Source organism: Kitasatospora hibisci, assembly GCF_043950205.1.
GTDB lineage: Bacteria > Actinomycetota > Actinomycetes > Streptomycetales > Streptomycetaceae > Kitasatospora > Kitasatospora hibisci.
On record NZ_CP171642.1, the window covers coordinates 8,318,636 to 8,343,670 of the forward strand.

General features: G+C 72.8%; 24 protein-coding genes and 3 pseudogenes. 18 read left to right on the forward strand and 9 right to left on the reverse strand.

Annotated elements, in window-relative coordinates:
- The first annotated feature begins 4 nt into the window (after window positions 1-4).
- A complete protein-coding gene (locus ACF9IK_RS36145; protein WP_395298290.1) occupies window positions 5-517 on the forward strand; it encodes a hypothetical protein in 513 nt (170 codons plus the stop codon).
- A 159-nt stretch (window positions 518-676) separates the two neighbouring features.
- Window positions 677-1,242: pseudogene (locus ACF9IK_RS36150) on the forward strand (Uma2 family endonuclease).
- A gap of 82 nt (window positions 1,243-1,324) precedes the next feature.
- On the opposite strand, the gene ACF9IK_RS36155 reads toward ACF9IK_RS36150, so the two are convergent.
- Window positions 1,325-1,492, reverse strand: coding sequence for a hypothetical protein (locus tag ACF9IK_RS36155; RefSeq protein WP_395298291.1), 168 nt, complete (start codon window positions 1,490-1,492; stop codon window positions 1,325-1,327).
- Window positions 1,489-2,511: an MFS transporter gene (locus ACF9IK_RS36160; protein WP_395298292.1), complete on the reverse strand. Its 1,023-nt coding sequence runs from the start codon at window positions 2,509-2,511 to the stop codon at window positions 1,489-1,491. Before ACF9IK_RS36160 ends, ACF9IK_RS36155 begins: the two co-directional genes overlap by 4 nt.
- Before the next feature lie 131 nt (window positions 2,512-2,642).
- Here ACF9IK_RS36160 and ACF9IK_RS36165 point away from each other — a divergent pair, with 131 nt between their 5' ends.
- The gene (locus tag ACF9IK_RS36165; RefSeq protein WP_395298293.1) at window positions 2,643-3,662 is read left to right on the forward strand and encodes an ArsR/SmtB family transcription factor; all 1,020 of its coding nucleotides are present in this window, start codon (window positions 2,643-2,645) and stop codon (window positions 3,660-3,662) included.
- 88 nt (window positions 3,663-3,750) lie between these two features.
- On the opposite strand, the gene ACF9IK_RS36170 is transcribed toward ACF9IK_RS36165, so the two are convergent.
- Window positions 3,751-4,401: a LysE family translocator gene (locus ACF9IK_RS36170; RefSeq protein WP_395298294.1), complete on the reverse strand. Its 651-nt coding sequence runs from the start codon at window positions 4,399-4,401 to the stop codon at window positions 3,751-3,753.
- 112 nt (window positions 4,402-4,513) lie between these two features.
- Here ACF9IK_RS36170 and ACF9IK_RS36175 point away from each other — a divergent pair, with 112 nt between their 5' ends.
- From ACF9IK_RS36175 to ACF9IK_RS36185, 3 genes and pseudogenes are all read left to right on the forward strand, one after another.
- The gene (locus ACF9IK_RS36175) at window positions 4,514-4,810 is read left to right on the forward strand and encodes a hypothetical protein (protein ID WP_395298295.1); all 297 of its coding nucleotides are present in this window, start codon (window positions 4,514-4,516) and stop codon (window positions 4,808-4,810) included.
- Window positions 4,811-4,837: 27 nt separating this feature from the next.
- Window positions 4,838-5,020: pseudogene (locus ACF9IK_RS36180) on the forward strand (DUF2690 domain-containing protein); the annotation flags it as partial.
- 41 nt (window positions 5,021-5,061) lie between these two features.
- Window positions 5,062-5,583 carry a hypothetical protein gene (locus ACF9IK_RS36185; RefSeq protein WP_395298296.1) on the forward strand — a complete coding sequence of 174 codons (522 nt, stop codon included), beginning with the start codon at window positions 5,062-5,064 and terminating at the stop codon, window positions 5,581-5,583.
- 183 nt (window positions 5,584-5,766) lie between these two features.
- Here ACF9IK_RS36185 and ACF9IK_RS36190 read toward each other — a convergent pair whose 3' ends face one another.
- Both ACF9IK_RS36190 and ddaH read right to left on the reverse strand, forming a co-directional pair.
- Complete coding sequence (locus ACF9IK_RS36190) at window positions 5,767-6,333, reverse strand: hypothetical protein (RefSeq protein WP_395298297.1); 567 nt, start codon at window positions 6,331-6,333, stop codon at window positions 5,767-5,769.
- Window positions 6,334-6,443: 110 nt separating this feature from the next.
- Complete coding sequence (gene ddaH, locus ACF9IK_RS36195; protein WP_395298298.1) at window positions 6,444-7,271, reverse strand: dimethylargininase; 828 nt, start codon at window positions 7,269-7,271, stop codon at window positions 6,444-6,446.
- Between the two features lie 309 nt (window positions 7,272-7,580).
- On the opposite strand from ddaH, the gene ACF9IK_RS36200 reads away from it, so the two are divergent.
- On the forward strand, window positions 7,581-8,249 hold the full coding sequence (locus ACF9IK_RS36200) for an NUDIX hydrolase (protein ID WP_395298299.1): 669 nt from the start codon (window positions 7,581-7,583) through the stop codon (window positions 8,247-8,249).
- A 173-nt stretch (window positions 8,250-8,422) separates the two neighbouring features.
- Complete coding sequence (locus tag ACF9IK_RS36205; RefSeq protein WP_395298300.1) at window positions 8,423-8,974, forward strand: YceI family protein; 552 nt, start codon at window positions 8,423-8,425, stop codon at window positions 8,972-8,974.
- Window positions 8,975-9,105: 131 nt separating this feature from the next.
- Here ACF9IK_RS36205 and ACF9IK_RS36210 read toward each other — a convergent pair whose 3' ends face one another.
- The 3 genes from ACF9IK_RS36210 to ACF9IK_RS36220 form a co-directional block, all read right to left on the reverse strand.
- Entirely contained in the window at window positions 9,106-10,059 is a 954-nt protein-coding gene (locus tag ACF9IK_RS36210; protein ID WP_395298301.1) for a GNAT family N-acetyltransferase, read from the reverse strand.
- Between the two features lie 159 nt (window positions 10,060-10,218).
- Entirely contained in the window at window positions 10,219-10,959 is a 741-nt protein-coding gene (locus tag ACF9IK_RS36215; protein ID WP_395298302.1) for an SDR family oxidoreductase, read from the reverse strand.
- Window positions 10,960-11,073: 114 nt separating this feature from the next.
- Window positions 11,074-11,625, reverse strand: a complete 552-nt coding sequence (locus tag ACF9IK_RS36220) for a GNAT family N-acetyltransferase (protein WP_395298303.1) — start codon at window positions 11,623-11,625, stop codon at window positions 11,074-11,076.
- 194 nt (window positions 11,626-11,819) lie between these two features.
- On the opposite strand from ACF9IK_RS36220, the pseudogene ACF9IK_RS36225 reads away from it, so the two are divergent.
- Window positions 11,820-13,078, forward strand: a pseudogene (locus ACF9IK_RS36225) (SLC13 family permease).
- A gap of 52 nt (window positions 13,079-13,130) precedes the next feature.
- On the opposite strand, the gene ACF9IK_RS36230 reads toward ACF9IK_RS36225, so the two are convergent.
- Window positions 13,131-13,925: an NUDIX hydrolase gene (locus ACF9IK_RS36230; RefSeq protein ID WP_395298304.1), complete on the reverse strand. Its 795-nt coding sequence runs from the start codon at window positions 13,923-13,925 to the stop codon at window positions 13,131-13,133.
- On the opposite strand from ACF9IK_RS36230, the gene ACF9IK_RS36235 reads away from it, so the two are divergent.
- From ACF9IK_RS36235 to ACF9IK_RS36275, 9 genes are all read left to right on the forward strand, one after another.
- Window positions 13,906-15,480, forward strand: coding sequence for a hypothetical protein (locus ACF9IK_RS36235; protein ID WP_395298305.1), 1,575 nt, complete (start codon window positions 13,906-13,908; stop codon window positions 15,478-15,480). The two genes, ACF9IK_RS36230 and ACF9IK_RS36235, sit on opposite strands and share 20 nt — an antisense overlap.
- A 107-nt stretch (window positions 15,481-15,587) precedes the next feature.
- On the forward strand, window positions 15,588-17,456 hold the full coding sequence (locus ACF9IK_RS36240) for a WG repeat-containing protein (protein WP_395298306.1): 1,869 nt from the start codon (window positions 15,588-15,590) through the stop codon (window positions 17,454-17,456).
- Window positions 17,453-18,514, forward strand: coding sequence for a hypothetical protein (locus ACF9IK_RS36245; protein ID WP_395298307.1), 1,062 nt, complete (start codon window positions 17,453-17,455; stop codon window positions 18,512-18,514). The genes ACF9IK_RS36240 and ACF9IK_RS36245 overlap by 4 nt, the downstream gene beginning before the upstream one ends.
- A 545-nt stretch (window positions 18,515-19,059) precedes the next feature.
- The gene (locus ACF9IK_RS36250; protein WP_395298308.1) at window positions 19,060-20,010 is read left to right on the forward strand and encodes a SagB family peptide dehydrogenase; all 951 of its coding nucleotides are present in this window, start codon (window positions 19,060-19,062) and stop codon (window positions 20,008-20,010) included.
- Window positions 20,011-20,012: 2 nt separating this feature from the next.
- On the forward strand, window positions 20,013-21,101 hold the full coding sequence (locus ACF9IK_RS36255; RefSeq protein ID WP_395298309.1) for a hypothetical protein: 1,089 nt from the start codon (window positions 20,013-20,015) through the stop codon (window positions 21,099-21,101).
- On the forward strand, window positions 21,098-22,462 hold the full coding sequence (locus ACF9IK_RS36260) for a YcaO-like family protein (protein WP_395298310.1): 1,365 nt from the start codon (window positions 21,098-21,100) through the stop codon (window positions 22,460-22,462). Before ACF9IK_RS36255 ends, ACF9IK_RS36260 begins: the two co-directional genes overlap by 4 nt.
- Window positions 22,437-23,258 carry a CPBP family intramembrane glutamic endopeptidase gene (locus ACF9IK_RS36265; RefSeq protein WP_395298311.1) on the forward strand — a complete coding sequence of 274 codons (822 nt, stop codon included), beginning with the start codon at window positions 22,437-22,439 and terminating at the stop codon, window positions 23,256-23,258. Before ACF9IK_RS36260 ends, ACF9IK_RS36265 begins: the two co-directional genes overlap by 26 nt.
- Complete coding sequence (locus ACF9IK_RS36270) at window positions 23,255-24,010, forward strand: CPBP family glutamic-type intramembrane protease (RefSeq protein ID WP_395298312.1); 756 nt, start codon at window positions 23,255-23,257, stop codon at window positions 24,008-24,010. The genes ACF9IK_RS36265 and ACF9IK_RS36270 overlap by 4 nt, the downstream gene beginning before the upstream one ends.
- Before the next feature lie 2 nt (window positions 24,011-24,012).
- On the forward strand, window positions 24,013-25,035 hold the full coding sequence (locus ACF9IK_RS36275; RefSeq protein ID WP_395298313.1) for an ABC transporter ATP-binding protein: 1,023 nt from the start codon (window positions 24,013-24,015) through the stop codon (window positions 25,033-25,035).

The window sequence follows — 25,035 nt, forward strand, 5'->3', positions numbered from 1 at the left end:
TCCCGTGAACCGAAGCGCCCTGACCTTCACTTCTCTGGCCTTCACTTCCCTGGCCTTCACCTTCCTGGCCGTCCTCGGCCCGGCGACTGCGGCCCCCCGGGCCGTGGCCGCCCCGGCGGCTGCCGTCCCTGCCACAGGTGCCACCGCCACCGCCGCCACCGCCGCGGCTGCCACCGCCGCCACGACGACGTGCGGCCCTTCCGTTCAGATGATCAACAGGCGGAACACCGTCTGCGTCACGGTCGACCGTGAATCCGTGCGCGTCTACGGGACCAGTGCGCAGCTGTTCGCCGGAAGCCGCGGCGGGAGCTTCATCTACGACGTGTCGGCGTCCGTCGTCGGCGGCGCGTCCCTCGGACGGGAGACCGGCTCGGTCTACCTCGGCACCGGCACCGGCTACGTCAACGGCCCGAGCGCCGTCGCCCCCTGCGGCTCGACCGTCCGTGCGTCGTTCTCGCTGACCGACTTCGGTACGCCCCCGCCCACCTCCGTCGTGGAGGTGCCGGTCACCTGCTGACCCGTCGTGCGATGCCGCCGGCCGGCGGGGCCTCCCGCCCGCCCGGCCGGCAGTAGGCTACGGCGTGTGGCGGAGCCGGGTGCGGACCGTGGTCACGTGCTGGTGGTTCGAACCGCCACGACGCCACCTGGTCTGTGACTGCACCAGAAGGGGAGCAGGTTGAGTACCGTCCCTGCCGGCCCGGGTGACTACCGCCATGTCCCCAACCCGGAGCAGGCCCTCAAGTACGCGATCCAGCACATCGCGGGTGACCGTGTCGAGATCGTCGAGGGAGTGATCACCCCGGTGTCGCCGTCCTGGGCCACGAGACCGCCGTCGACCTGATCCGTGAACAGATCGGCCCGCGCATGTGCGAGCTCGGCCTTCGGGCGGGCTCGGGGAACCTCGACCTGCCCGGGGCGGAGAACTTCTACGTCCCGGACCTGGCGGTCGTGCCGGCCGGGCCGGCCAAGACCGAGGGCGCCCTGCTGCCTCACCAGACGCTGCTGGTGGTGGAGGTGACGTCACCCTCGAACGGGGACACCGACCGGACGGCGAAACGGCGCCGGTACTCGCAGTTCGGTGCACCGGTCCACCTCCTGGTGGACCGTCAGGAACGCGCCTGCACCCTCCTCTCCCGACCTGGCCAGCTCGGGTACACCCTGGTCGAGGGTCCGCACCCCTTCGCCACGGCGATCCGACTGCCCGAACCCTTCGATCTGGACCTGGACACCGGCGGGTTCTGAACGCCGTGCCCTCCACCGGCTCTGCCGCCCGGCGGTCAGACCGCTGCGGGGGACTCGCTGCCCGGCTGGTCGGCGGGTCCCGTCACCGGGCCGGGCCGGGCCGGTGGCCCTTCCGGCCGGGCAGGTGGTGGGCCAAGGCGAGGGCGGCCAGGAGGGCGAGGAAGGCGCAGACCGCCCACCAGCCGGCCTGTGTCCAGATGCGGGTGCCCAGCCAGGAGCCCGCGCTGCCGCCCAGGTAGGCGCAGGTCATGTAGGCGCTCCGGAGCCGGCCGTGGGCCTCGGGGGCGAGTGCCTGACGCGGACCTGGTTGGCGACCATGCCGCACTGCATCGCCACGTCCAGCAGCAGCGTCCCGACGGCGAGGGCGGCCAGGCCCGACGGGCCGCCGAGGGCGCCCGGGACGAGGAGGACGGCCGACGCCAGGACGCCGACCAGGCAGACGAGGCTGACCGGGTCGGGCCCGTGACGGTCCACCAGGCGGCCGGCGACAGGGGTGCAGACCATGGTCGCGGCGCCGACCAGGGCGAGCAGGCCCACGGCCTCGGCGCCCAGCCCGTACGCGGGGCCGGCCAGCAGGAAGGCCAAGCACGTCCACACGGCGGAGAACCCGGCGAAGGCGGTGGCCTGGTAGAGGCAGGAGCGGCGCAACCGGGGTTCGGTCCGCAGCAGCCGCAGGGGTTCGGCCAGCAGCGCAGCGTACCGTTCGCGCGTGGACGCCGGGGCGGAGGCGGGGAGGGCGCGGCCCAGGCCCAGGACCAGGAGCAGGACCAGGGCGGCCGCGACCAGGTAGGGCGTGCGCCAGCCGAACCGTTCGCCGAGGGTGCCGCTGAAGGCCCGGGCGAGGAGCATGCCGCCGGTCGAGCCGCTGAGCAGGGCCCCGGTCATCGCGCCCCGGCGTCCGGCGGGCACGAGGGTGGCGGCCAGGATGCCGACGATCTGGGCGCCGATCGTGGTCAGACCGATGAGGGTGCTCGCGGCGAGCAGCAGCGGCAGGGTCGGTGCACAGCCGGCGGCCAGCAGGGCGAGGCCGGAGAGGGAGAGCAGGGTGAGGAGGTACGGGCGGTGCGGGAGCCGGTCACCGAGGGGCACCAGCAGGACGATCCCGGCGGTGTAGCCGACCTGGGTGGCGGTGACCACGGTGGCGGCCGCGTCGGGGGAGACGTGCAGCCCGGCGGCGATCAGAGGCCCGACGGCCTGCGGGAAGTAGAGGTTGCCGACCGCCACGGCGCAGGTGGCGGCGAGGACCGGGACCAGGCGGCGGTTCGTCACGTCGCCTCCCGCTGCCTCCGGTTCCCTCGTGCTGTCGGCGCCTCGCGCGCCCCGGCCGGTCCTGAACGGATGTCATGCGGCGAGTCCACGGCATCGGCGTCGGTGCGCCAACGGATGTAGCGTGGTGCTTGATGATCAGTTTCGTGCTCGGCGTCGAAGACCTCGCGGACACCCGGTTCGCGCTGTCGCCGCTGCACGAGACCCTGTTCAGCCTCCGGGTGCTGCAGGACCCGGGCCTGTCCGCGCTGCACCTGCCCTGGCGGCGATCGGTGCTCGGCAGGCTGGGCGGACTCGACACAGGGCTGCTGATGGCCCTGGTCGCCCGGCGGCGGACGCTCCCCGACTTCCTGACCCCGACGCCCACGGCCTTCGCGCCGACCTTCGAGGAGGAGCTCGCCGTCGTCCGGAAGGTCCACCCGGACCGGGTTCGCCACGACCTTCGGCTCGCGCACGCGCCGGACCCGCTCCCGGCGGCCCTGCACGCCGCCGCGGACGACGACGAGGCGGTGACCGCGCTCCGCGGCGACCTCTGCGAACTCCTGCGCCGGTACTGGGAGGTGACCCTCGCACCGCACTGGCCGCAGATGCGCCTCGTGTTGGAGGCGGACATGACCTACCGCGCCCGGCAGCTCGCCGTCGGGGGCGCCCGGCTGCTGTTCGCCGACATGCACCCCAACCTCCGCTGGGAGGGCGGCGTGCTGCACGTCGACCGGATGATCGGCCGGCACCGCGTCGAGGCCTCCGGACGCGGGCTCCTGCTCCTGCCGTCGGTGTTCGCGCACAAGCCGGCGCCGCCGGTCAGCCCGGACGAGGCGCCCCGTCTGGTGTATCCGAGCCGGGGCGTCGCCACGCTGTGGGAGGCGGCGCCGGCCGCCGACCCGGCTGCCCTCGTGGCCCTGCTGGGCGCGGCCCGGGCCCGGCTGCTCGGCCTGCTGGAGGCGCCGCTGCCCACGGTGGAGATCGCCCGCCGCCTGCGGGTCACCCCGAGCGCCGTCTCGCAGCACCTGCAGATCCTGCACGCCGCGGGCCTGGTGACCCGGGCACGGGACGGTCGGCACGTGCTGTACCGGCGCAGCTCGCTGGGCGACCTGTTGGCGGGCGGGGGCGGGGGCGCGGACGCCCCGGGGCCCGGCCCGGGCCGGGCTTGCTGAGAGATGCTCATCCGTGCGAGCCCGGCGCCGGGTCGGGTGGTGTGGTCGGGGCGCCGCCCGGTTCCCGGGCGGGCCCGGCTGTGCGCTGTCAGCGCAGGGCGACCGCCGCGCCGGTCCGTTCGGTGGCGATCCGGACGGCGAAGCCCGCCAGCGCGGTGCCCATCACATAGCGGTGCACGCGCTGCCAGAGCGGGTGCCGGCCGAAGAACCCGGCGACGGAGCCGGCCGTCACGATGAAGAACGCGTTGCCCGCGACGCCCACCGTGATCAGGGTCAGCCCCAACAGCACTCCCTGCATGCCGACATGGCCGCGCGCCGGGTCGACGAACTGGGGCAACAACGAGATGTAGAGGATGGCCACCTTGGGATTGAGCAGGCAGGTGGCGAGGCCCATCAGGAAGAGCTTGCGGGTCCCGTCCGGCGTCAACTCCTGGGGGGCGAGGAGGGATCGGCCACCCGGCCGGACGGCCTTCCAGGCCAGCCAGAGCAGGTAGCCCGCCCCGGCCAGCTTGACGGCCAGGTAGATCTCGGGCACCAGCGCGAAGACGGTGGCTATTCCGGCGGACACCGCGAAGAGGTAGACCAGGAAGCCGAGGGCGACCCCGGCCAGCGAGACGAGTCCCGCCCGGCGGCCCTGGGCGATCGACCGGGAGACCAGGTAGATCATGTTCGGCCCCGGTGTCAGCACCATGCCGAGCTCCACCAGCGCGATCCCCGCTATTGCTCCCAGCCCGATCACAACACTACCTCCGTACGCGCGTTCGCCTGGACGCAACCTAGCAGCTCACGGCCGTGTCCTGCTGTCGCCGTCCTGCTGTCGCCGTCCTGGGCCGGGCCGGTCGATGAAGGAGATGTACCTGCTCAACCGGGGCGGCACCCGGCCGGTCCCGGCGACCGGGGAGGCCGCGCACGCCCGGGCCATGAGGCGCTGGAGCAACGCGGCGGCAGCGCTGTCGGGGGACCTCCTGAGGATTAGCCCGACGGGCAGCCTTCACCGCCGGATGGCGACCGTCTTCGCCGCCACAACCATGGTCGTCGCCTGGGGACTGACCCTCGCTCCGGTCGCGTCCGCCACCTCCTCCACCTGCTACGCCAGCAGTTGTACGGGCCTGGACCCGGCCAAGACGACCTGTCAGTACGACGCCTAAACCGCGCGCTACGGCACCGTCGCGGGCCGTGGCATCGAGCTGCGGTACAGCCCGTCCTGCCGGGCCGTCCGGGCTCGGGCGGTGGAGGGGATCTTCGGGGACAAGCTCGACGTCCAGAACTCGGCCGGCATCTACCGCTCGGCGATGGTCTCGACGGTGAACACCCGGACCACGATGGTGAAGGACCGCGACCTCACCGCGCACGCCTGAGGGGGTTGCCACCCGCATCCGTCGGTCGCACACTGCTCGGCATGGGGGACTCGTCATGGCTGATCGCCGCCATCACCGGTGCGACCGCGGTCACCGCAAGCTGGACGACTGGCCGCCTATCGGCCCGATCAGCTCGCCAGACGGCCGAGCTCAACGCTGCCGAGAGCCGCCACGGACACACCCGACAGGCCCGCCGTGCCGCATACCTGGAGTTCATCGCCTCCGTGCACATCACGGGAAACCTCCACGGCAGCGCGATGGCACTGTTCCGCGGGGCGACCCACCCCGAGTGGCGAAGCGCACTCTCGGGGATCCACAGCGACCTCCGCGACAACTACCACGACCGGTTTCTTCCCGCACTCGACATCGTGTGCCTGGAAGGCCCCGACGACGTTGCCAGAGCCGCCACGGCCGTGCGCCCCGCTTCGACCAAGGTCTTCAAACTCGTGGAGGACATCCTGCGAGGCCCCGGCGACCCGGCCGAGCTCCCCACGCTCTGCGCCGCCCTCTGGGACGTCGTGGAAACATTCACCGACACGGCACGACGCGCCCTGAACACGTAGAGCCCTGCCCGGCCCCGCCATGACGGCGGGTCGGATACGAAGTGTGGCAGCGCGTGCACGCGGTCGCAGCCGTGTTTCACCTTCTCCTTCGAGGGCGCTCACGTCGAGCAGCCCGCCGAGCCGACCACGGTGCTCCGGCGCATCAGGGCGCCGAACCTGCCGGGTCGTCGGCTCCGATCGGAATCAGCGGGGAAGGGGTGGGGCGGTCGTGCCGAAGGCGCGCTCGGCGGTGGTCGCCACCCAGAGCGGGAACTGATCGACGGGTATCGCCGGCGATGCCGGGAAGTCCGGGCGGACCGTCGCCGCAGGGAAGAATGCGACCTGGCAGCGCCGACACAGCCATGCCGCCCGCCACACCCGGCGGTGCTGCTCCCACTGCGCCCGGGTCGGCGCCGCGCCCTGCCCCCGCCGGGCAGCGCGGCGCCGGCGCTGGGCGACGGCGTTCACGGCCAGTGCCACGCCCACCAGGATCGCCGCGACGAGGAACGGGCCCAGGGTGTAGCCGAGCCGGTAGGAGACGTCGGAGCTGCTGCCGTCATCGTCGGTGAGCAGCCCGCGAACCCCTGACACGGCCAGGAGACCGGCCAGGCAGAAGAGGGCGATCGCGGCGCCGCTCATGCCGGCCGGCTCGGGCGGCGAGGACAGCAGCGCGCGCGTCGCCTCGTCGAGCGGCCGGTCGATGTCCACGAGGGACTGCGCCACGGTGGCGGACTCGTCCGACGCGGCGCACTGCGGGCAGGGGGCGTTCATGGCGGGGTGGCTCCTGGTGAGAACGGTGGACCTTCGGTGAACGCGTAGTACACCACAGGGAACTGACCACCCGTTCCACCCGAGGCCCCAGCCTCCCGGTGCCGCTGCCGCTACTGAGCTGCGGCGCGCAGTTCCAGGGTGCAGCACTTGACGCTGCCACCGGCCTTGAGTAGTTCGGTGAGGTCGAGGCCGACGGTCTCGAAGCCCCGCGCGCGCAGCTGCTCGGCCAGCCCGACCGCCGCCTCGGGCAGGACGACCCGGCGGCCGTCCGAGACGGCGTTCAGTCCGAACACGGCCGCGTCCTCGGCGGAGGCCAGCACGGCGTCCGGGTGGAGCTCCTGCAGGGTCCTGAGGCTCGCGGGCGAGAAGGCGGCCGGGTAGTACATGATCTCGGTGTTGGTGAGCACCGAGAGCGCGGTGTCCAGGTGGTAGTAGCGCGGGTCCACCAGCTCCAGGGTGACGACCGGGCAGCCGAGCACGCGCTCCGCCTCGGCGTGTGCCCGGCGGTCCGTGCGGAAGCCGGTGCCGGCCAGGAGGCGCCCGCCGACCAGCAGGTAGTCGCCCTCGCCCTCGTTGGTGAACTCGGCCCGCTGCACCCGGTAGCCCCGGGCGCGGAACCACTCGACGTACGCGGGGGCCTCGTCGGCGCGCTCTTCATGGCGGAAGCGGGCGATCAGCGCCGTGCCGTCGACCACCGTGGCGCCGTTGGCAGCGAAGACCATGTCCGGCAGGCCCGGGGTCGGCTCGATCAGCTCGACGGTGTGGCCGAGGTCGAGGAAGAGCGCGTGCAACTGCTCCCACTGGGCGATCGCCCGCTCCCCGTCGGTGGGCTTGTCCGGGTTCATCCAGGGGTTGATCGAGTAGTCGACGGTGAAGTGCGTCGGACGGCACATCAGGTAGTGGCGCGGCCGGGCGGTGCGGGGGGTGTCCGCGGACATGGGCGGGTCTTCCTTCCGACGGGGTGAGCGGACGGGCGCCGGGCGGGGTGACGGGGTGAGGTTCCCCGGCGGCATCGGTCGGCCTCCCGAAGGCTCCGGCACGTGCTCCGGAGGCTCACCGCGGGAGGTCGGTCGCGGTGAGCCTCCCGCCCCCGGCGATCAGGCACGTGACCGGGGTGTGTACGGCGGCAGGACGGAAGTGATCCACCTCGGGCCGGCCACCCGGTGGGGGAGACGTTCGCCTCCTTGCCCCGTGACGGCCGCCTCGGCGTCCTCCCGGCCGGGGGCGTGGGCCGTAGAGTCCCGACCGTGACCGCCACCGCCGACCTCGCCGCCACCGCCGACCCCGCCGCCACCGCCGACCTCGCCGCCACCGCCGACCTCGCCGCCACCGCCGACGTCGACGCCGATTCCACCGGCACCGACAACCCCGGCACCGTCGCTCCCACCACCGCGTCCTGGCGCGAGACTTCGCGCACCACCGTCTTCTCGAAGTTCGGCCGGGCCGTCGACCGCGTCGGCTTCCGCCTCCCCGACGGGGCCCAGGAGGTCTTCTACCTGAAGCGCGAGCGCGCGGCCGGTGCCGTGCTCGCCCTCACCCCGGACCGGCGTGTCGTTCTCGCCCGCCAGTACCGGCCGGGACCCGGGCGCGTCCTGTGGGACCTGCCGGGTGGCTACCTGGACCCCGGTGAGCAGGCGGCCGACGCCGTCGCCCGGGAACTGCTCGAGGAGACCGGCTACAAGGGCGACGTCGAGGCGGTCGGGGCCTACTGGCTGGATGCCTACACCGACGCCCGCCGGTACGCGTTCGTCGCCACCGACTGCGTCCCGGTGGCCGAACCGCAGCTGGAGCAGACGGAGTTCATCGATGTCGTGACGCTCTCCCTGGACGAGTTCCGTTCCCGGGTGCTCCGCGCGGGACTGATGAGTGACACCGCCGCCGCCTACCTCGCCCTGGACCACCTGCGGCTGCTGTAGGGCGTTACCGGCCCCTCCTCACGCAGCCGAAGGCCCGGGGTCGCCGGTCAGGGTGCACTTTGCCGTCGCCCCGTGTGTCCGCCCGGGGCGGCGGTCGGTCGCGTCCTAGCGTGGCCCGGAACGATCCGGGCGCCACGCCGCCGGGATCCCGGTCCTACGGAGGCATCTCGACCATGACCGTCAGCCTGCCCGAGCTCACCGGGGACTACGTCCTCGACCCGGTCCACAGCCGGATCGGCTTCGTCGCCCGCCACGCCATGGTGACCAAGGTCCGCGGCGCATTCCACAAGTTCGACGGCACCGCCCACCTCGACGGCGCGGACCCGGCCCGCTCCACCGGCCGGGTGGTGATCAAGGCGGAGAGCATCGACAGCGGTGTCGAGCAGCGCGACCAGCACCTGCGCACCAACGACTTCCTGGACGTTCCCAACTTCCCCGACATCACCTTCCGTACCACCTCGGTCGAACCGCGCTCCGACACCGAGTACCGCGCCACGGGCGACCTGACGATCAAGGAGACCACCCGCCCGGTCAGCATCGACTTCGAGTACACGGGCAACGCCGTCGACCCCGACGGCAACCTACGGGTCGGCCTGGAGGGATCGGTGACCATCTCCCGCAAGGACTTCGGCGTGACCTGGAACGCAGCCCTGGAGGGCGGCGGCGTGCTGGTGGGCGACAAGGTCGTCCTGGAGTTCGACCTCTCCGCGATCCGGCAGGGCTAGATCCGGTGTCGCGTGGGTAGGGTCTGGCCCAGCCGCCCGAGACGGTCCCCGGGCTCCGGTGGACCAGGCGTCGTCGATGCGCAGCCGCCGGATCGGCCGGCGGCTGCCGTCCCGCGCCGGCGCCGCCGACGTCAGACGGGCGGCCGGGCCGGGCCCAGGCGCTTCCGGTGGACCGTGGAGCTGTGCCGGACCGTCATGCCGACCCGCAGGTAGAGGGCCAGCGCGCCGGTGTCCGAATGCGTCCAGAGGGAGCAGGTGTGCCGGCCCTGCTGCTGGAAGGCGCGGAAGGCGTGCCGCAGGAGCAGACGGGCGATACCCCGGTTGCGGTGGTCACGGCGGACTGCGACCTGTTCGAGGTACCCCTCGCCGGTTTCGGGAAGGTCCAACGCGATCGCCCCGCCCACCAGTTGGTCACCGGCGAAGGCAAGCGGCGACATCGCCGGGGCGAAGGCGGGACGCTCGACGGTGTGCCGGGCCCACTCCTCGTAGTCCATGCGTCGAGGCTGCCATGCGTCGAAGGCGTCCTGGACGAGCCGGTGGGCGGCGCGCGCGTCATGCTCACCGGCCGCGCCGCCGAGACGGAACGGCCGGACGGTGATGCCCTCGGGAGGTTCGGGCACCGCGGGCACCGCCGCCTCGGCCAGGCCGAACTCCAGCTGCCACTCCGTCACCATCGGTTCGTAGCCGCGTGACCGCAGCAGGGCGACGGCGGCCGAGTCGCCGTCCGGGACGCTCTGGACGATCTGCGCGCCGCCCGCCTGCCGCGCCCGGGCCTCGGCCCAGTCCAGGAGTGCGGCGCCCAGACCGCGGCCCCGGTGCCCGGGATGGACGTCCACCTTGGACCGGCGATTCACCCAGGCATGTGCGGCGAGGTGCCCGTCCGGGGCGTGGACGAGCAACGTGTCCGACTCCGGGACCAGGCCCGGCCGGGCGAAGTCGGCGGCGACGCCTCCGGTGTCGGTCTGCGCCCGGCCGTAGAGCTCGCGCTCGCAGGCCGTGACCAGCCGGTGGACGGCGCCCAGGTCCTCGGCGCTCGCCGCGCGGGCCCGGTAGCCGGTCGGCAGTGCGGGTAGGAGCTCGGACATCGGCGGACACTCCCGGGTTGCGGACGGCAACGGCCGTGCGGCGCCCGCCGTGGGCGCCCCACCGGCCCCAGTCTTTCGTGCGCCGTCGGTCCGATCAACCGTGCCGTCTGGTCCGGTTCTTCTCCCGGTTCGGCACCGGAGGCGGTGTGGGGGCCGTGTTCAGACCTGCTCGAAGTGGAAGGCTTTGATGAAGCAGTCGCGTGGCTGGGTGACGGCGAAGACGATGCACTCGACGATCGACCGGGCCGTCAGCGGGTCGGTCGCCTCCCGGGGTGTGTTCTCCCACTGGTCGGAGAGCGGATCCGGGTTGTCGAAGTCCGGCGGGTACAGGGAGATCACCCGCACGCCCCGGCCGCGCAGGCGCTTGGAGAGGATCTCGCCGAATCCGGCCTGCGCGCTCTTGGCCGCGTAGAAGGCGTCGTGGGCGTTCGACCGGTCGTGCCCGGCCGTCCCGCAGGCCGACACCATGGTCACCACGTCCGGACGGTCGGAGGCCAGCAGCAGCGGCAGGAAGTTCCGCACCGTCAGGACGGTGCCGGTTGCGCCCGAGGCGATGGTCTCGACGACGTCGTCGTCCGAGCCGGCGAGGAGATCCGGCCCGGTCAGCCAGCGCGCACCGTTGTTGATCAGGACGTCGACACGGTCGGTACGCTCGGCGACGGCGGCGGCGAACCCGCGGATCGAGGCCGGGTCGCTCAGGTCGCAGGCGAAGGCGTGGACGGCCTCGTGCCCCAGCACACGGATCTCGTCCCGGACGGCCTCCGCCGCGGCGAGGCTCCGCGCCGAGAGGAAGACCTCGGCGCCGCTCGCCGCCAGGCGGACGGCCAGCGTCCGGCCGAAGTCCCGGCCGGCCCCGGTCACCACGATCCGCCGACCGGCCAGTGCCGTCGCTGTGGACATGCGTCACCACTCCTTGCACCGGGCGCTCCAAGAGGGCCCGGTCGTCGCGTTCCCGTTCACCGATGAGTGCGGCCGACGGTCGGTCGCCCGCCGCTCTGCTGTTCCGGCCGCTCGTCAGGACCGCGGCCGCTCCGTCCGCCTACAGCTCTGCACGCGGAAGTCCGGGTAGCCCAGGATGTGGAGCTTCTCGGACGGGTCGAGCACGTACGGGACCGTCTCGCCGGTGTCAGTGAACCCGAGCCGCCGGTAGAACGCCCGGGCCCGCGGGTTGTCCTCGTGGACGCCCAGGGTCAGCTGCGCGGCCTCGGTGTGCTCCCGCGCGAAGTCGATCGCCGCGTCCATCAGCGCGACGGCGGGCCCGTCCGGGCCACGGTGCGCGGGCGACACGTACACGCCGTGGACGTGGGCGTGGTCGGGGATGTCCGGGAGCGGTGCGGCTCCGGCCATCCCCACCCAAGCCCCGGACCGGTCGCGGGCGGCGAACAGCGCCGATTCCCCCGACGTCGCCCCGGCGGCCGCCTTCGCCCGCCAGTAGGCGTCGTCGCGGGCGGCGGCCTCGGCGAAGGACTCGTCGAACGCCTTCGGTGAATCCCGCAGCGCCTCCAGCCGGATCGCGCGGAGTTCGCGCCAGTGCCCGGCGGCCACGCGTCGGATGCGGTGGGTCATGGTCCTCGTTCCCTTGATGTGCCGACGTCAGTTCTAGTGGATCAAGGTGCCGCGAACATCGGCCGGATGTCCTCGGCCGTGAGGGCGTGGGCCTACGACCACGGGCGTAGGCCCACGCCACCCGCGGCCCGACCGGGGCGGGCGACCGGTGTGCCGGTCCCGGGGCCGGTTGCAGCCCCGGGAGCGGACCGTGGATGATCGGCGCCGTGTTGTTCGAGTCCCTGTCCGTCGCCGCGCTGGTCGTGGTGCTGGTCTGTGCGGTCGTCCGTCCTTTCCGCTGGCCGGAGGCCGCCTTCGCGGTACCCGCCGCCGGCCTGGTCGTCGCAACGGGGGCGATCGGCCGGGCGGCCGCGGGGGAGGAGGCCGCCCGGCTGGGCCCGGTGATCGGCTTCCTCGCCGCGGTACTGGTCCTGGCCAAGCTCTGCGACGACGAAGGGCTCTTCCACGCCTGCGGTACCTGGATGACCCGCTGGGCGCGGCGCAGGCCGCGGCGGCTGCTCGGCGCGGTCTTCGCCCTGGCCTCGCTGATCACCGCGGCGCTCAGCCTCGACGCGACCGTCGTCCTGCTCACTCCGGTCGTCTTCGCCACCGCAGCCCGGATGGGCGCCCGGCCGGCGCCGCACGCCTACGCGGCCGCCCACCTCTCGAACACGGCCTCCCTGCTGCTGCCGGTGTCGAACCTGACCAACCTACTCGCCTTCACCGCCACGGGCCTGACCTTCACCCGCTTCGCCCTGCTGATGACGCTGCCCTGGCTGGCCGCCATCGCGGTGGAGTACGCCGTCTTCCGCCGCTTCTTCGCCGCGGACCTCGACGCACCCGTCCAGCCCGGGGACGGGCAGGAACCGCCGGAGCTGCCGCTGTTCGCGCTGGTGACCGTCGGCCTGACGCTGGGAGGCTTCGCGGTGGCCTCCGCGGTGGGCGTCGACCCGGTCTGGGTGGCGGCGACCGCCGCCGCCGTCATGGCCGTCCGTGCCTTGGCCCACCGCCGCACCACCCCGGTCGCGATCCTGCGCTCGACGGCGCTGCCGTTCCTCGCCTTCGTCCTCGCCCTCGGCGTCGTCGTCCGTGCGGTCGTCGACAACGGCCTCGGTGACGCACTCGGTGGTGTCCTCCCCGCGGGTACCTCGCTCCCGGCGCTGCTGGGCACGGCCGCCGTCTCCGCGCTGCTCGCCAACCTGATCAACAACCTGCCCGCGGTGCTCGCCCTCGTTCCGCTCGCCGCACCCTCCGGCTCCGGGGCCGTCCTCGCGGTGCTGCTCGGGGTCAACATCGGCCCGAACCTCACCTACGCCGGCTCCCTGGCCACCCTCCTGTGGCGGCGCATCACCCACCACCACGAACACGACGTCCAGTTGCGGCAGTTCACCCTCCTCGGCATCCTCACCGTCCCCGCCGCCTGCTCGCCGCCACCCTCGCCCTCTGGGCCGCCCTCGCCACCGCCGGCGCTTGACGGCGCCCCGTCGGCGGCCGGTCCGAGCGGCGCCGGGGACGCCGCGAGAGTGTCAACTCAGGTGCCCACCCAGCCATGCGCGAGTGAACGCGGAGATCGTGAATCCGTCGTTGATCCGACCGTCGCCAATGGCGGAACGGACCTCGGCGGAGGTCATGGGTACGAGTCGGCGGATTCCCTCGGCCGTGTCCAGGCCGCCGAAATCTCCGATCCGCGCCGTGAAGAGCGCGACGTGGTCCGCAAGGAGACCGGAATCGGCGTAGAGAACGCCGAGCGGAGCGATCTCGACCGTGCGCGCGCCGATCTCCTCCTCCAGCTCTCTGGCGGCGTTCTCCCGGCCGTCCATTCCCTTCACACCGAAGCCACGGGGCGCCTCCAGGTGCCAGGTCCGGGTGGCGTGTCGGAAGTGCTCGATCAGGAGGATCGCGTCGCGGAGCATCGGAAGAATGACGACACCGGTGTTGTCTTCTGTCGTCAGAATCCTTGTGTACAGTCCGAGGCGGCCGTCCGGAAAGCGAACGGGATCGCGCACGACGGTGATGTACCGGTCGGAATGGACCAGCCCTGATTCCGGGGGCGACGCGCCCGCTGCCGCGATCGCGGCAGCGATCTCGTCCGGATCGCTGAGGATGTCGATACCTCCGGGAGTGTTCACGAATCTCTCGGGGTGTCGTGCGCGTAACTGGGCGTAGCGGATCATGGAGTTCGCCATTGCACTTCTCCGCGGTCTCGTCGCATGAACGAGGGCTGTCTTCGGGTCGGGGGTTTCCATACCCTGCCGAAGGTGCCACGCTGGAGACAGCGGGCCAAAGATCCGGGGAGGCGTCGTGGAAACCTTCCGCCGCATGGGTGTAAAAGACCTGGAACTGTCCGCAGTGGTGGCCCAGTCGCTGGACAATCAGTGGGTTCCACCGGGACTCCTGTCTGAGATGTTAGCCGATGGAAGATCGCTCCTGGAGGTCGAGGAGTCGTTGTGGGAGGTCGCCCGCGCCGATTATATTCGCTCTCTCTTGAACTCTCCGCAAGTGCTGGTCAATCGGGCCTTTCTGTACAACAATCCGATGGTCTTCCGGGACTTTTCCCGGGGATCTCCGGACCGCGAGGCGTTCATCTCGCTCCTGTCGTCCGGCGGAATCGTGCAGATCCTGGTGAACGAGCGGACCCCGGCCGACCGCCCCACGGCCGTCGATGACAGCAAGGCGCCGAACTTCTCGGTCCTCAGTGACGGGTGGGCCGCGTGGAGTGGTGTTGCCGGCGAGGCCTACGTCCACAGCCTGAAGTTCGACTGGGCGGATTCCGTGGGGAACTCCGGCCAGATCATGGGCCGGCTCGGCCGGACGTTCCCCCAGCGAGTCATGTCGCTCGTGACCTTGCGAAAGGCGGATCTGGCAAGGGACCTCGGCGTCAGTGAGGCGAGCGCCGAAGAGCTGAAGCAGGTCCTCCGGCAAGTGGCCGACGCCTGTTCGGAGCTTTCGTCCACAGAGACCGTGGTGACGCGCGAGGCGCTGTACAAGCGATTCGTCATCGTCGACCGCACCGAACCCGCGGAAGGCAGGTACGACCCGACGAAGCCGTACTCCGGATTGATCAAGCAGCTGCTCGACCTCGCGTACAACGTGAATCTCGCCGTCGGTATCGAGACCCTGGCGCTCACTCCGGCCAAGGGCCTTCATCGAACCGTCCTGCAGGAATGGGAACCTCCCCGGCGGGATCCGGGAACCCAGCTGTCGGCCCACGAGCTCGCCACCCTCCTGCGGGGTGTCGCCTTCGACTACCTGCAGGAGACCATGTACCTGGAGAGCTTCAAGGATCTCTCCCTACGGGACGTCGTCGCCGTACGGGAGTCCGATGAATGGACGCTCTACCGGGCCCGGCTCGACTCCTTGCTCGCTGCGCCCCTGGAGATGTTCAACGACGAGGAGAGCGGCGCGGCCGCGCTGATGCGTTCGTACATCGATGTACTGCAGATCTGCACGAACACCCTCCGGTCCCACCCGGTGCCAGGTCTCTCGCCGAATCGTGCGCGGGATTTCGTGGTCTCCATCGTCGTGGAGGCGGCGGGTGCCGCTCTGAACTACTGTCTGGCTCCGCACGGCGCCGAGGTCGCGATCGCCGGTGCGGCCGCGGGTCCGGTTGCCGCGCAGGCGGCCAACGTGGTCGTGCGGCTGAGTGTGCGTGGCTGGACCGGGAGGCACAGGCAGAAGTTCTGGACGTCGGAGCTGGACAGCAGGGTGCAGGTGATCACGGGCTGGGTCGATTCGGCCCAGGAGTTCTGGGAGGAACTGCTCGCACAACTGGACGATGTCCCCGGCACCGAGGAGGCACGGGAGATCCTGGCGACCAGGAATCGGGCAGCTGCGCTGGAGGGTGGCCCGGAAGCGGACACGCTGTCACCGATCTGACCGCCGTCCGCGAAGTCGTACCGGCGGCCTAGCATGAGGCTCCGCTGATCATCTTTCAGGCCCGGCCGTCGGTGACGCCGTGTCCGTCCAGTGCGAGGAGCCGTGCCATGTCGTCCATCCCGCCCGCCGTGCCGCCGTACGCGGTGCCCTGCCCGAACCCGGCCGGCTCCGGGACGCGCCACGCGCTGGTCGACCCGGACGGACGGTTGCTCCGGGAGCCGGACCTGAGTGGGGTCGGGCCGTTCCACGCGGACGGCTTCGGCGGGTTCGTCGCGCCCGCGGCCGACGGGGACGGGCGCTGGGGCTACCTCGACCATCGCGGCGCGTGGCTGGCCGAACCGGAGCTACGGCACGCCGGCGCGTTCGAGGAGTTCGGCCTCTCCCGGTTCCAGGCCGCCGACGGCCGCTGGGGCTACGCCGGATCGGACGGTGCGCCCGTGATACCCCCGACCCTGGTGGAGGCCTACTCCTTCCGGCACGGCATGGCCGTCGCCGCCACCGAGGACGGGTGGTGCTACATCGACGGCGCCGGGAGCATCGTGATCAGCGGGCCGTTCAGCGGTGTGGGTGCGTTCGGGCCCAACGGGCTGGTCGGCGTGCGAATGGCCGACAGCGGGCTCTGCGGCTACCTGGACCGCACGGGCCGCCAGGTCATCGAGGCGCGGTTCGACGGGGCGTCCCCGTTCGGGCCCCACGGAGTGGCGCCCGTGCGAATGGGGAAGAGATGGGGTCTGATCGACGAGGCGGGTGAGTGGGTCGTGGAGCCCTCCTACCCCCGGCTGGACGCGTTCGCCGAGAACGGCCTGGCGTACGTGCTCGGCGGCACCCTCGGGAACCACTACAAGGGCTTCGTGAACGCCCGTGGCGAGTTGGTGATCAAGGCGGACAACCGGATCTCGGACACCTTCGGCGCCGGCCTGGTCCGGTTCGACGACGACTACCTGCACGGCTACCTGGATGCCACCGGGGAGGAGGTCATCGATCAGCAGTACGAGTGGGCCGAGGACTTCGACGAGGGCGGCGCAGCGGTGGCCCACTTCTTCGACATCGGGGAGGACGGCGACCCGCAGGCGGCCGCGGCCGCCGAGGCGCGGCCGCCCGGCCGGGCGTGGGGCGTCCTGCGTGCCGACGGACGGTTCTTCCCCGTCGCCCACCCCGAGCCGCTGACCGACGCCGACGGCTGGATCCTCGGCTTCCGCGGTGGGTTGGCACCCTTCGTCACCGGCGACGGCGGGGTCGCGTACGTCGACCGCGACGGCCGGGACGTCTGCCGGGTGCAGCCCTCCGCCGACGGCGTCGTGCTCGGCATCGTCGACCGGGCCGGTACGACGGTCTGGGAGACGGCGGCGGCCGCCGGGACCTTCGAACGCGCCGAGATCGCCCACGCCCGGGACGCGGCGGGCTACCTGGTGTACCCCGGTGCCCCGGAGCGCGACGTCGTCGACCTCGCCGGGGAACTGCTGGCGGCCGAACCCCGCCGGTTCGAGCCCTGCAGCCTGATCCTCGACGACCGCGAGGACCCCTACGAGCTCCCCGAGGGGGAGGACGAGGAGGTCGACGGCACCTCGTTCGGCGCCGCCTGCGTGGTCGCGGAGGTCAACCTCTTCGCCGAGCACCAGCACGCGTTCCCGTACCTCCAGGAGTGGACGGTCGAGCGGTTCCAGGAGATCGAGGAGGACGCCGTCGAGCGGCTGAGCGCCCGGTTCGGTGCGCCCCTGCCGGGGGTCGAGATCTACCTGCGCTGCGGCGACGGCGAGACCTCCACGGTCTGGGGCGTGGGCGAGCGGCGGCTCGTGCTGCAGTCCTGCCTCGTCGTCGGTGACGGGGACGTGGAGATTCAGCTCTGGCTCGCCGCCGTCGATCCGGAACCGTCCGACGCCCCGGCCGAGGGCGGCGCTCCAGCCGACGTCGACGCGCAGGACGCCGTGGCGGACCCCGACACCCGCCACCTCCGGACGAAGGGTTCGCACCGATGACCGACGACACCCGCCGGCCGCCCGCGTTCGCCCCTGCGATACCGCCGACCTCCGCCGTCGGCGGCCGGCGGCACCCGATCGAGGTCGACCTGGCCGGCGATTTCTACGAGGGCGCGATCGTCGTCCGCGCCGACGGCTACGTCGACCTCCTGGGCGACCTCGCCCCGGCCGGTGACCTCCTGGCCGGGCTGGAGCGCGACCGGGACGAGGACGGGCGTGCGGTCGGGGACGACGCCGTGGACGGCGACGTCGACCCGGAGGACGTGAGCGTGGCGCTCCGGGTGCGCCGCTGGCGCTTCGGCCGGCTGAAGAACTGGGCACCGCCGAGCGCCCTGGCCCAGGTGGTCCGCGACGACCTGGACCGGCTGGCCGGCCGGCTCGACGCGGGCGCGCGGTGCCTGCTGGTCCTGGAGGCCTACCTGGACGACCCCACGCCGGACCGGGCCGCGGCCCTCGTCGAGGCCGTGCGCCGGGTACCGGAGCAGGTCGACGACACCCTCGCCGGCTTCGACCAGGAACTGCGCGCCTTCGCCGGCCGGCAGAGCAACGAGTTCGACGTCGACCGGCTGCGCACCCGGCTCCCGCAGCGCGCCGTGCTGCGGGCCCGGATCGACCACGAGCAGGCCGCCACGGCCGGTGATCCGGCACTGCGCAACGGTCACCTCGTCCCGGTGGGCTACGGCGGGCGCCGGTACGCCTCGGTCACCCACGCCTACTGGGCGCTGTCCACCCGCGACGTCGGGATCCGCGCCGCCGTCGAGGCTGCCGCGACCGCGCCCGAGGCCGAGGCGCTGGCCCACCGCGCCCCGCGCACGCAGCGGTGGGACCAGGTCCGCTCCGCCCTGCTGACGGACCTGATCCGCGCCAAGTACGCCGAGCACCCTGCGCTGGCCGAGGCCCTGCTCGCCACCGGTGACCGCCCCCTCGCCGCCGGCGGCCCGGCCATGGGCTTGCTCGCGCACCGCGCGCAGCTCGACGGCGGCCGTGCCCGCGCGGACGTCCTCCTCGAACTCGTCCGCGCGGAGCTGGCCTTCGACGCCTCGCCGGTCTTCCGCTGACCTCTTGCTGCCACCCCGGGGCCGTGCCACCGCTCGCCGAGCAGTGGCACGGTCCCGGCGTCGCCCGGTCCGCGGTCAGCGTGTCCGCAGTTGCATGAGTGATCGTCAAGTTTGCATACCGGTAGGTAAGTTGATGCTTCCAAACCGGTTCCCCGGCGGGGTGGCGACTGCTACGCTCCCGGTCGGCTGACCGAGCCGAGATCCTTCTCCTTCGTGCCCTCGATGGGAGGTGAGGGAACATGTTGAGCTTCTCCAGTCAGGTTGGGAGCACCGCCACCGGCGGTGCGTTCGTCCAGGTCGCGCCGGGAGCCAGCACCACCTGTGGCGGCGGTAACTGCTGCTGCAGCTCGTGCTGCAGCTGGTAGCCACCGGTGTCGGGCGGAGGCGGCCGCCGGCGGCCGCCTCCGCCCGACAAGCACGCCGCACGCCCGTATGCGCTCCGCAGCTCACCAGCACCCCGCACAGCAGCACCCCGCACGTCCGAAGGACCGCACATCCCGTTCGCCGCACAGCCGCCCGCAACCCTCGTCGAGCGAAAGGCCGAGATGTCACTGAAGGACTCCGAAGAGGCCGTGTCCGACTACCTGGGCCGGAACGCCCACGTGTCCACCGTGGCGGCGTTCGGGCAACAGCACACCTCCGTGTCGATGTACAGCGCGACGACGGTGGTGCGGGCGCCGGAGTCGGTTGTGCGGGGCCGGTGGAGTCCGGCCGTGCACGGCTTCGTGGGGGAGGAGCTGCTGCTCAACCACCGGCGCAGCGGCCGGGACCTGGGCATGCAGTTGGGGGTGTCGCGGTTCTACGGCCACGACGCCGTCCTGTCCAGCGCGCACAGCGACCTCCGGGAACGGCTGGACGGCGCGATCGTCCTGCCCGCGCACCGGCGGCTGCGCGCCGGCCTGACCACCACGGTGGCCGCGCGGCGCAGCGGCCGGGGCTTCTCCGGGAAGCCCGTCGGACTGGACGAGTTGGCGACCGTCCTCTGGCACGCGCAGGGCGTCTCCGGCAGTCTGCCGGTGCCCACCGCCCAGGACGGCGACGCCGCGGTGGCGCTGCGCAACGCCCCCTCCGGCGGCGGCCTCTACCCGGTGCGGCTCGCGGTCCTCGCCCAGCACGTGAAGGGGCTGGCCCGGGGCGCGTACGAGTACCAGCCGCACAGCCACACGCTGCTGCCGCTCGGCGCGACGCCGTCCGCGGTGGACCTGGCCCGGCAACTGTTCACGGCGGACGTCGAGCTCGACAAGGTCGCCTTCGCGCTGGTCTACGTCTACGACCTGTACGCCAACTCGCAGAAGTACGGCGACAGCGGGCTGGTCTTCGCCCTGATCGAGGTCGGCGGGATCTCCCAGAACGTCCACCTGGCCCGGACCGCACTCGGCATGATCGGGTGCGACCAGGGCGGGTACGACAAGCAGACCCTGGAGAAGACCCTCGGCTGCGACGGCACGTCGCGCCATGTCGTCCACCTGACGCTCCTCGGACACGGAGAGGCCTGATCATGACCGTCGCACCGTCCGAGCCGGGGATCGTCCTGGCGACGTCCGTCCGGCTCCTGGCCGTCGAGCCGGGGGTCGTCCGGCTGCGCTGGGGCATCTGGAACTTCTCCGAGGTCAACGTCGACCTGCGGGCGGAGTCCCCCGCGGTCCGGGCCGCGATGACCGCGCTGTTCGAGACGCTGGCCGCCGGCAAGCCGGCCGACGGGTCGTTCGCGGAGACCGCCGACCTGACGCCGGTCGAGCGGGCCAACCTCCGGCTGGCCGTCAACGAGCTGCGGCAGGCCGGGTTCCTGGCCCACGACCGTCCGTCCGAGCACGGCGCCGAGATGGCCCGGGCCCTGCTCGGCAACCTCGACCTGTACGGCGCCGGCGAGTCCGTCGACGCCACGGTCGGCTTCGCCGCCGACTCGCCCAGCGCCACCGCCTACCTCTCCGCCCAGGCGGAGACCCTCGGCGTGCCGCTGGAACCACTGCCGGCCGGCTTCCTGGACGGCCTGCGCAGCGCCGACCTGACCTCCGGGATGGGAGGCCTGGCGGCCGCAGACGCGCTGAAGCGGCTGGGCGCGGCCGTCGAGCACTGCGACTCGCTCGTCGTCCACCTCGGCCAGGCCTCGATCCTGACCCTGCGCAACCTCAACCGCCTGGTCTGCCACCTGGAGAAGCCGGTGGTGGTCGGGCTGGTCGACGGCCCGTTCGCGACCGTCGTCGGTGCCGAGAGCCCGCGCACCGGCTGCCTGGAGTGCTTCGAACAGCGCTCGCTGGCCCGACTGGAGGACCACATCGGTTACCACGCCTTCGTCGGGGCCGGCGCCTCCGCCGGCAGCGGCAGGGCCAACGGCGTGGAGTCGCTGATCTGCGCCCACCTGGTGAACGAGGCCGTTCTGCTGCGCTCGCTCGGCACCTCGCGGTTCCTCGGCCGGGCGCTCAGCGTCTACCTGCCGACGTACGAGATGCAGGCGCAGGACGTGCTGCGCATCGGGACCTGCCCGGCCTGCGGCCACGTGGCCCGGGACATCGTGCGCGAGATCAACTTCAGCAGCCGGGTCGTCGTCGACCGCCACGTCCGCGAGGCGCTCGGAGGAGGCCGATGAGCGGCATCCCGACCCGGGGTCACCCGGGGATGGCCGAGGCGCTCGCCCGCTACGGGCGGATCGGCGGCAACCAGGGCGGGATCCTGCCCGGCATGCTGGTCTCGGTCGCCGCGATCGACGGTGAGCCGTACCTGCGCTCGGCCACCGCGGCGATGCCGCAGTACCACCGCCTGGCGCTCGGCGACCCGCACCTGCAGATGCAGTACCACCTCGCCGGCTACGGCTCCACCAACGAGGAGGCGGTGACCCGGCTCACCGGCGAGTCGGTGGAGCGCTACGCGGCGATCATGGCGATGCCGCTGTTCGCGGACCGGATCGAGTACGCGTCCTACCGCTCGCTGTCGTCCCGGCACCGCTGCCTGCCGCTGGAGCTGCTGGGCATCTTCGACGCCGAACAGCAGCGGGTGCTCGCCCGGATGATGCACCGCTACTCGCCCGAACTCCCCACCGAGGACGACGTCATCGCGTGGATCGCCTGCCCGTCGCTGACCCGGCCGGGGGAGGAGGTCTACCTGCCGGCGCAGCTGGTCTTCCTCGGATTCCGCAGTGACGCCGGAGCCGGCGACAAGCTGTTCACCCCGTCCTTCTCCACCGGGACGGCCGCCCACGTCTCGCTGGACAAGGCGCTGCTCGGGGCGCTCGTCGAGGCCGTCCAGATCGACGCCTTCGTCCTCAACTGGTACACCGGGGCCCGGGCGCCGCTGATCGACCTCGACGAGGACGGCCGGGCACTGCTGGCCGCGGCGGGGCTGGCACCGGACGGGCCGTACGAGGTGCGGGCGAGCTACCTCACCCGGCCGGACCTGCCGCTGCCGAACATCGGGGTGACCCTGGTGCGCCGGGACGGCAGGCTGCCGTACATCGCCTTCGGGCTCCAGGCGGACCCGCAGCCGCGCCAGGCGCTGCTGCGGGGGGCCGCCGAGGCGACGGCGATCCTCGGCATCGGCATGTTCAGCACCGTCTTCGACCTGCCCAACGTGCACTTCGCGCAGACCGGTTCGGCGTACACCGACCTGGACACCAACGTGCTCTGGTTCGCCGCGCCAGGGGATGCCGGGCGCAAGCTGGCCGCCGTGGAGAGCCGGACCGCCGGGCGGGTCGACTTCGCCGGACTGCCCGGCTACGCGGTCGACGACCGGACGGCGATCCACCGGCTGCTGGCCGAGCTCGCCGGTGTCAGTGAGTGGGCGGGCTACCTGGACATCACGCCGCCGGAGCTGGCCGACACGCCGTGGCGGGTGGTCCGGGCGGTCGTCCCGGAGCTGCTGAGCATGTGCCTGCCCGGGTTCCCCCCGAAGGGACATCCGCGGATGCTGAGCCATGGGGGTGTGACCCATGTGGTCCCACACCCGCTCCCTTGAGTGCCTGGTGCTGGTGGTCACCGTCGCACCGGCCGAACTGGTGCGCGTCGCAACGGCGTTCGGCCCCGGCGGCGGCCTTGGTGGAGGCCCCGGCGGCGGGACGGGCGGCTCGGGCCCGGCGAAGGGCGGTGCCGGTGCCGGCGGCGGACGGGGCCGGGCGGTGTGGCTCGCGCTGCTCGGCGCCCCGGCGGCCTACCTGGTGGTGACCGGCCTGGCCCTCGCCGTCGCGGCGAGCGGTGGGTTCGCCCCGGACACGTTGACCGACTGGCGGGCCGACGCGTTCTGGCTGCCGGCCGCCGTCCTGGTCGGGGCCGCGCTGGTGGGCGCGGAGTTCCTGGTCGGCGCGTTGCCACGACTGCTGCGGGGCGCGCACGGGCTGCGGCTCGCGGTGCACCGTTCGAGCGGCGTGGCGACCTCCGGGTACGCCGCCGCCGTCCTGGTCACCGCGGTCGCGGAGGAACTGCTCTACCGGGGTCTCTGGGTCGGCCTCCTGCACCAGCGCCTGGAGTTGCCGTCCGGCGCGGCGATCGCCGTCGCGGCGCCGGCCTACGCGCTCGGGCACCTCTTCTTCGGCGGCCTCGCGGTCGTGCAGAAGACGCTGTCCGGAGCCGTCTTCGGCGTGCTCCTGGTGGCCTCCGGAAGCCTGGCGGTGCCGCTGGTCGCGCACCTCGCCCAGAACGCCGCCGTCCACCTGCTGGCCGTCCGTCAGGAGCGTGCCGGCCGGCACCCGACGGACGGCCGGTGGACACCGGACGGCGACACCGAGACCCCCGGCACGCGGGAGGCGACCCGATGAGCGCGCCCGGGTACGCCGGGCTCTGCGCTGTCGTGGTCGCCGGCTGGCTGGCGCTGTACCGCGTGCCGTTCAACGACCCCGCCCGGCGCCGGCGGACGGCACTGCGGCTCGCCGGCCGGACCGGACAGAGCCCGGACGCCGCGTTCGCGGTTTTCGGTACGCTGCTGTACCTCGGGCTGGGGGCGCTGGCGCTGACCGCGCTGCTCGCAGCCACCCCGCTCTCCCTCGGCGACCTGGTCGGACGGCCCACCCCGGCCACGGCGCTCGCCCTGCTGCTCGCGGTCCTCGGCACCTCCAGCGCCAACATCCTCTGCGTGTCGCTGCTCTACCGGGCCGATCCGCGGGTCGACGTCCCGGGCGAGATCGCCCGGGTCCAGTGGATCGCCTCGATCCTGGCGCTGCCCCGGCACTACCGCTGGATCATTCCGGCGGCCGCGGCCCTCTTCGAGGAACTGCTCTTCCGCGGCGCGGTCCTGCTGGGCTTCGGCGCGCTCGGCAGCGGCTTCGGCATCGCCCTCGCCGTCAGCACCTGCCTGTTCGCCGCCGGCCAGGTCGCCCTCGTGTCCACCCCGGTCCAGGCGTACGTGCTGGGCACGTCGAGCGTGACCCTCGGCGTGGTCGGCGGCCTGCTGACCGCGGCCACCGGCGGCGTCCTGCCCGCCCTGGCCCTGCACATGTCCTTCGCCGGCTTCTACACCCACCTCAGCGCCTCCGCGGGAGCGCGCACCACTCCCAGGAGGCTCACCCTTTGACCGTGAACCAGCCGTCCGCCGATCCGACGGTGGAGGAATCGGACACCGGGGCCGTCGTCAGGGTCGACCGACTGACCGTCACGTACGGTGCGCTCACCGCCGTGCGCGACGTCTCCTTCCGGATCCCTCCCGGGGAGGTGTTCGGGCTGGTCGGGCCGAACGGCGCGGGCAAGACCTCGATCGTGGAGGCGGTCGGCGGGCTGCGCCGGCCCGCCCGGGACGGCGCGATCTCGGTCTGCGGCCACGACCCCCGCACGGACCGCGAGGCCGTCACCCGCCTGGTCGGGATGCAGCTCCAGGAGTCGCAGTTTCCCAGCCGCGCCCGGGTGGGCGAGCTGTGCGAGCTCTACGAGGCGATCTACCGGGCGCCCGGGGCCTCCACCGCGCTGCTGGAGTCCTTCGGCCTCGCCGACCGCCGCCGCAGCCTGATCGCCGACCTCTCCGGCGGCATGCGCCAGCGGCTCGCGCTGGCCCTCGCCCAGATCGGCGACGTCCGCCTGGTCGTCCTGGACGAGCTCACCACCGGCCTGGACCCCCACCAGCGCCGGGAGACCTGGCGCTCGGTGCTCGACCTGGCCGCGCGCGGCGTCGCGGTGCTGCTCACCTCGCACGCGATGGACGAGGTCGAGGCGCTCTGCGACCGGGTCGGCGTGCTGCGGGCCGGTGAACTGGCCGCCCTCGACACGCCGGCGCGCCTGACCGAGGCGCACGCGGGCCCGTCCACCTTCTCGATCGACCTGCGCGCCGTCGCGGACGGCGGCGGGCAGGAGGCCGGGCGGGGGGCCGGGCCCGGCGCCGTGACCGGAGGGATCGAGCAGCGGCTCGACGGCCTCGGGCTGGCCCGGCTGCCCGGCACGCCGGAACGTCCGGAGTTCACGGGGACCTATCCCGCCGACTACGACCGCATCGTCCACCTCCTCACGGACGCCGGGCTCCCGCCCTCCGCGGTGAGCCGCCGGACGCCGACCTTCGAGGACGCCTACCTGAACCTGGTCGGCGGTACCGCGCGGAAGGGGGTGGCCTGA

What these genes read in the sequence shown, in the direction of transcription:
- ACF9IK_RS36155 (WP_395298291.1), bottom strand. Translation starts at nt 1,492, where the DNA reads ATGACCTGCGCCTACCTGGGCGGCAGCGCGGGCTCCTGGCTGGGCACC.
- ACF9IK_RS36165 (WP_395298293.1), top strand. Translation starts at nt 2,643, where the DNA reads ATGATCAGTTTCGTGCTCGGCGTCGAAGACCTCGCGGACACCCGGTTC.
- ACF9IK_RS36175 (WP_395298295.1), top strand. Translation starts at nt 4,514, where the DNA reads ATGTACCTGCTCAACCGGGGCGGCACCCGGCCGGTCCCGGCGACCGGG.
- ACF9IK_RS36185 (WP_395298296.1), top strand. Translation starts at nt 5,062, where the DNA reads ATGGGGGACTCGTCATGGCTGATCGCCGCCATCACCGGTGCGACCGCG.
- ACF9IK_RS36190 (WP_395298297.1), bottom strand. Translation starts at nt 6,333, where the DNA reads ATGAACGCCCCCTGCCCGCAGTGCGCCGCGTCGGACGAGTCCGCCACC.
- ddaH (WP_395298298.1), bottom strand. Translation starts at nt 7,271, where the DNA reads ATGTCCGCGGACACCCCCCGCACCGCCCGGCCGCGCCACTACCTGATG.
- ACF9IK_RS36205 (WP_395298300.1), top strand. Translation starts at nt 8,423, where the DNA reads ATGACCGTCAGCCTGCCCGAGCTCACCGGGGACTACGTCCTCGACCCG.
- ACF9IK_RS36210 (WP_395298301.1), bottom strand. Translation starts at nt 10,059, where the DNA reads ATGTCCGAGCTCCTACCCGCACTGCCGACCGGCTACCGGGCCCGCGCG.
- ACF9IK_RS36215 (WP_395298302.1), bottom strand. Translation starts at nt 10,959, where the DNA reads ATGTCCACAGCGACGGCACTGGCCGGTCGGCGGATCGTGGTGACCGGG.
- ACF9IK_RS36220 (WP_395298303.1), bottom strand. Translation starts at nt 11,625, where the DNA reads ATGACCCACCGCATCCGACGCGTGGCCGCCGGGCACTGGCGCGAACTC.
- ACF9IK_RS36230 (WP_395298304.1), bottom strand. Translation starts at nt 13,925, where the DNA reads ATGCGGCGGAAGGTTTCCACGACGCCTCCCCGGATCTTTGGCCCGCTG.
- ACF9IK_RS36240 (WP_395298306.1), top strand. Translation starts at nt 15,588, where the DNA reads ATGTCGTCCATCCCGCCCGCCGTGCCGCCGTACGCGGTGCCCTGCCCG.
- ACF9IK_RS36245 (WP_395298307.1), top strand. Translation starts at nt 17,453, where the DNA reads ATGACCGACGACACCCGCCGGCCGCCCGCGTTCGCCCCTGCGATACCG.
- ACF9IK_RS36250 (WP_395298308.1), top strand. Translation starts at nt 19,060, where the DNA reads ATGTCACTGAAGGACTCCGAAGAGGCCGTGTCCGACTACCTGGGCCGG.
- ACF9IK_RS36255 (WP_395298309.1), top strand. Translation starts at nt 20,013, where the DNA reads ATGACCGTCGCACCGTCCGAGCCGGGGATCGTCCTGGCGACGTCCGTC.
- ACF9IK_RS36260 (WP_395298310.1), top strand. Translation starts at nt 21,098, where the DNA reads ATGAGCGGCATCCCGACCCGGGGTCACCCGGGGATGGCCGAGGCGCTC.
- ACF9IK_RS36265 (WP_395298311.1), top strand. Translation starts at nt 22,437, where the DNA reads ATGTGGTCCCACACCCGCTCCCTTGAGTGCCTGGTGCTGGTGGTCACC.
- ACF9IK_RS36270 (WP_395298312.1), top strand. Translation starts at nt 23,255, where the DNA reads ATGAGCGCGCCCGGGTACGCCGGGCTCTGCGCTGTCGTGGTCGCCGGC.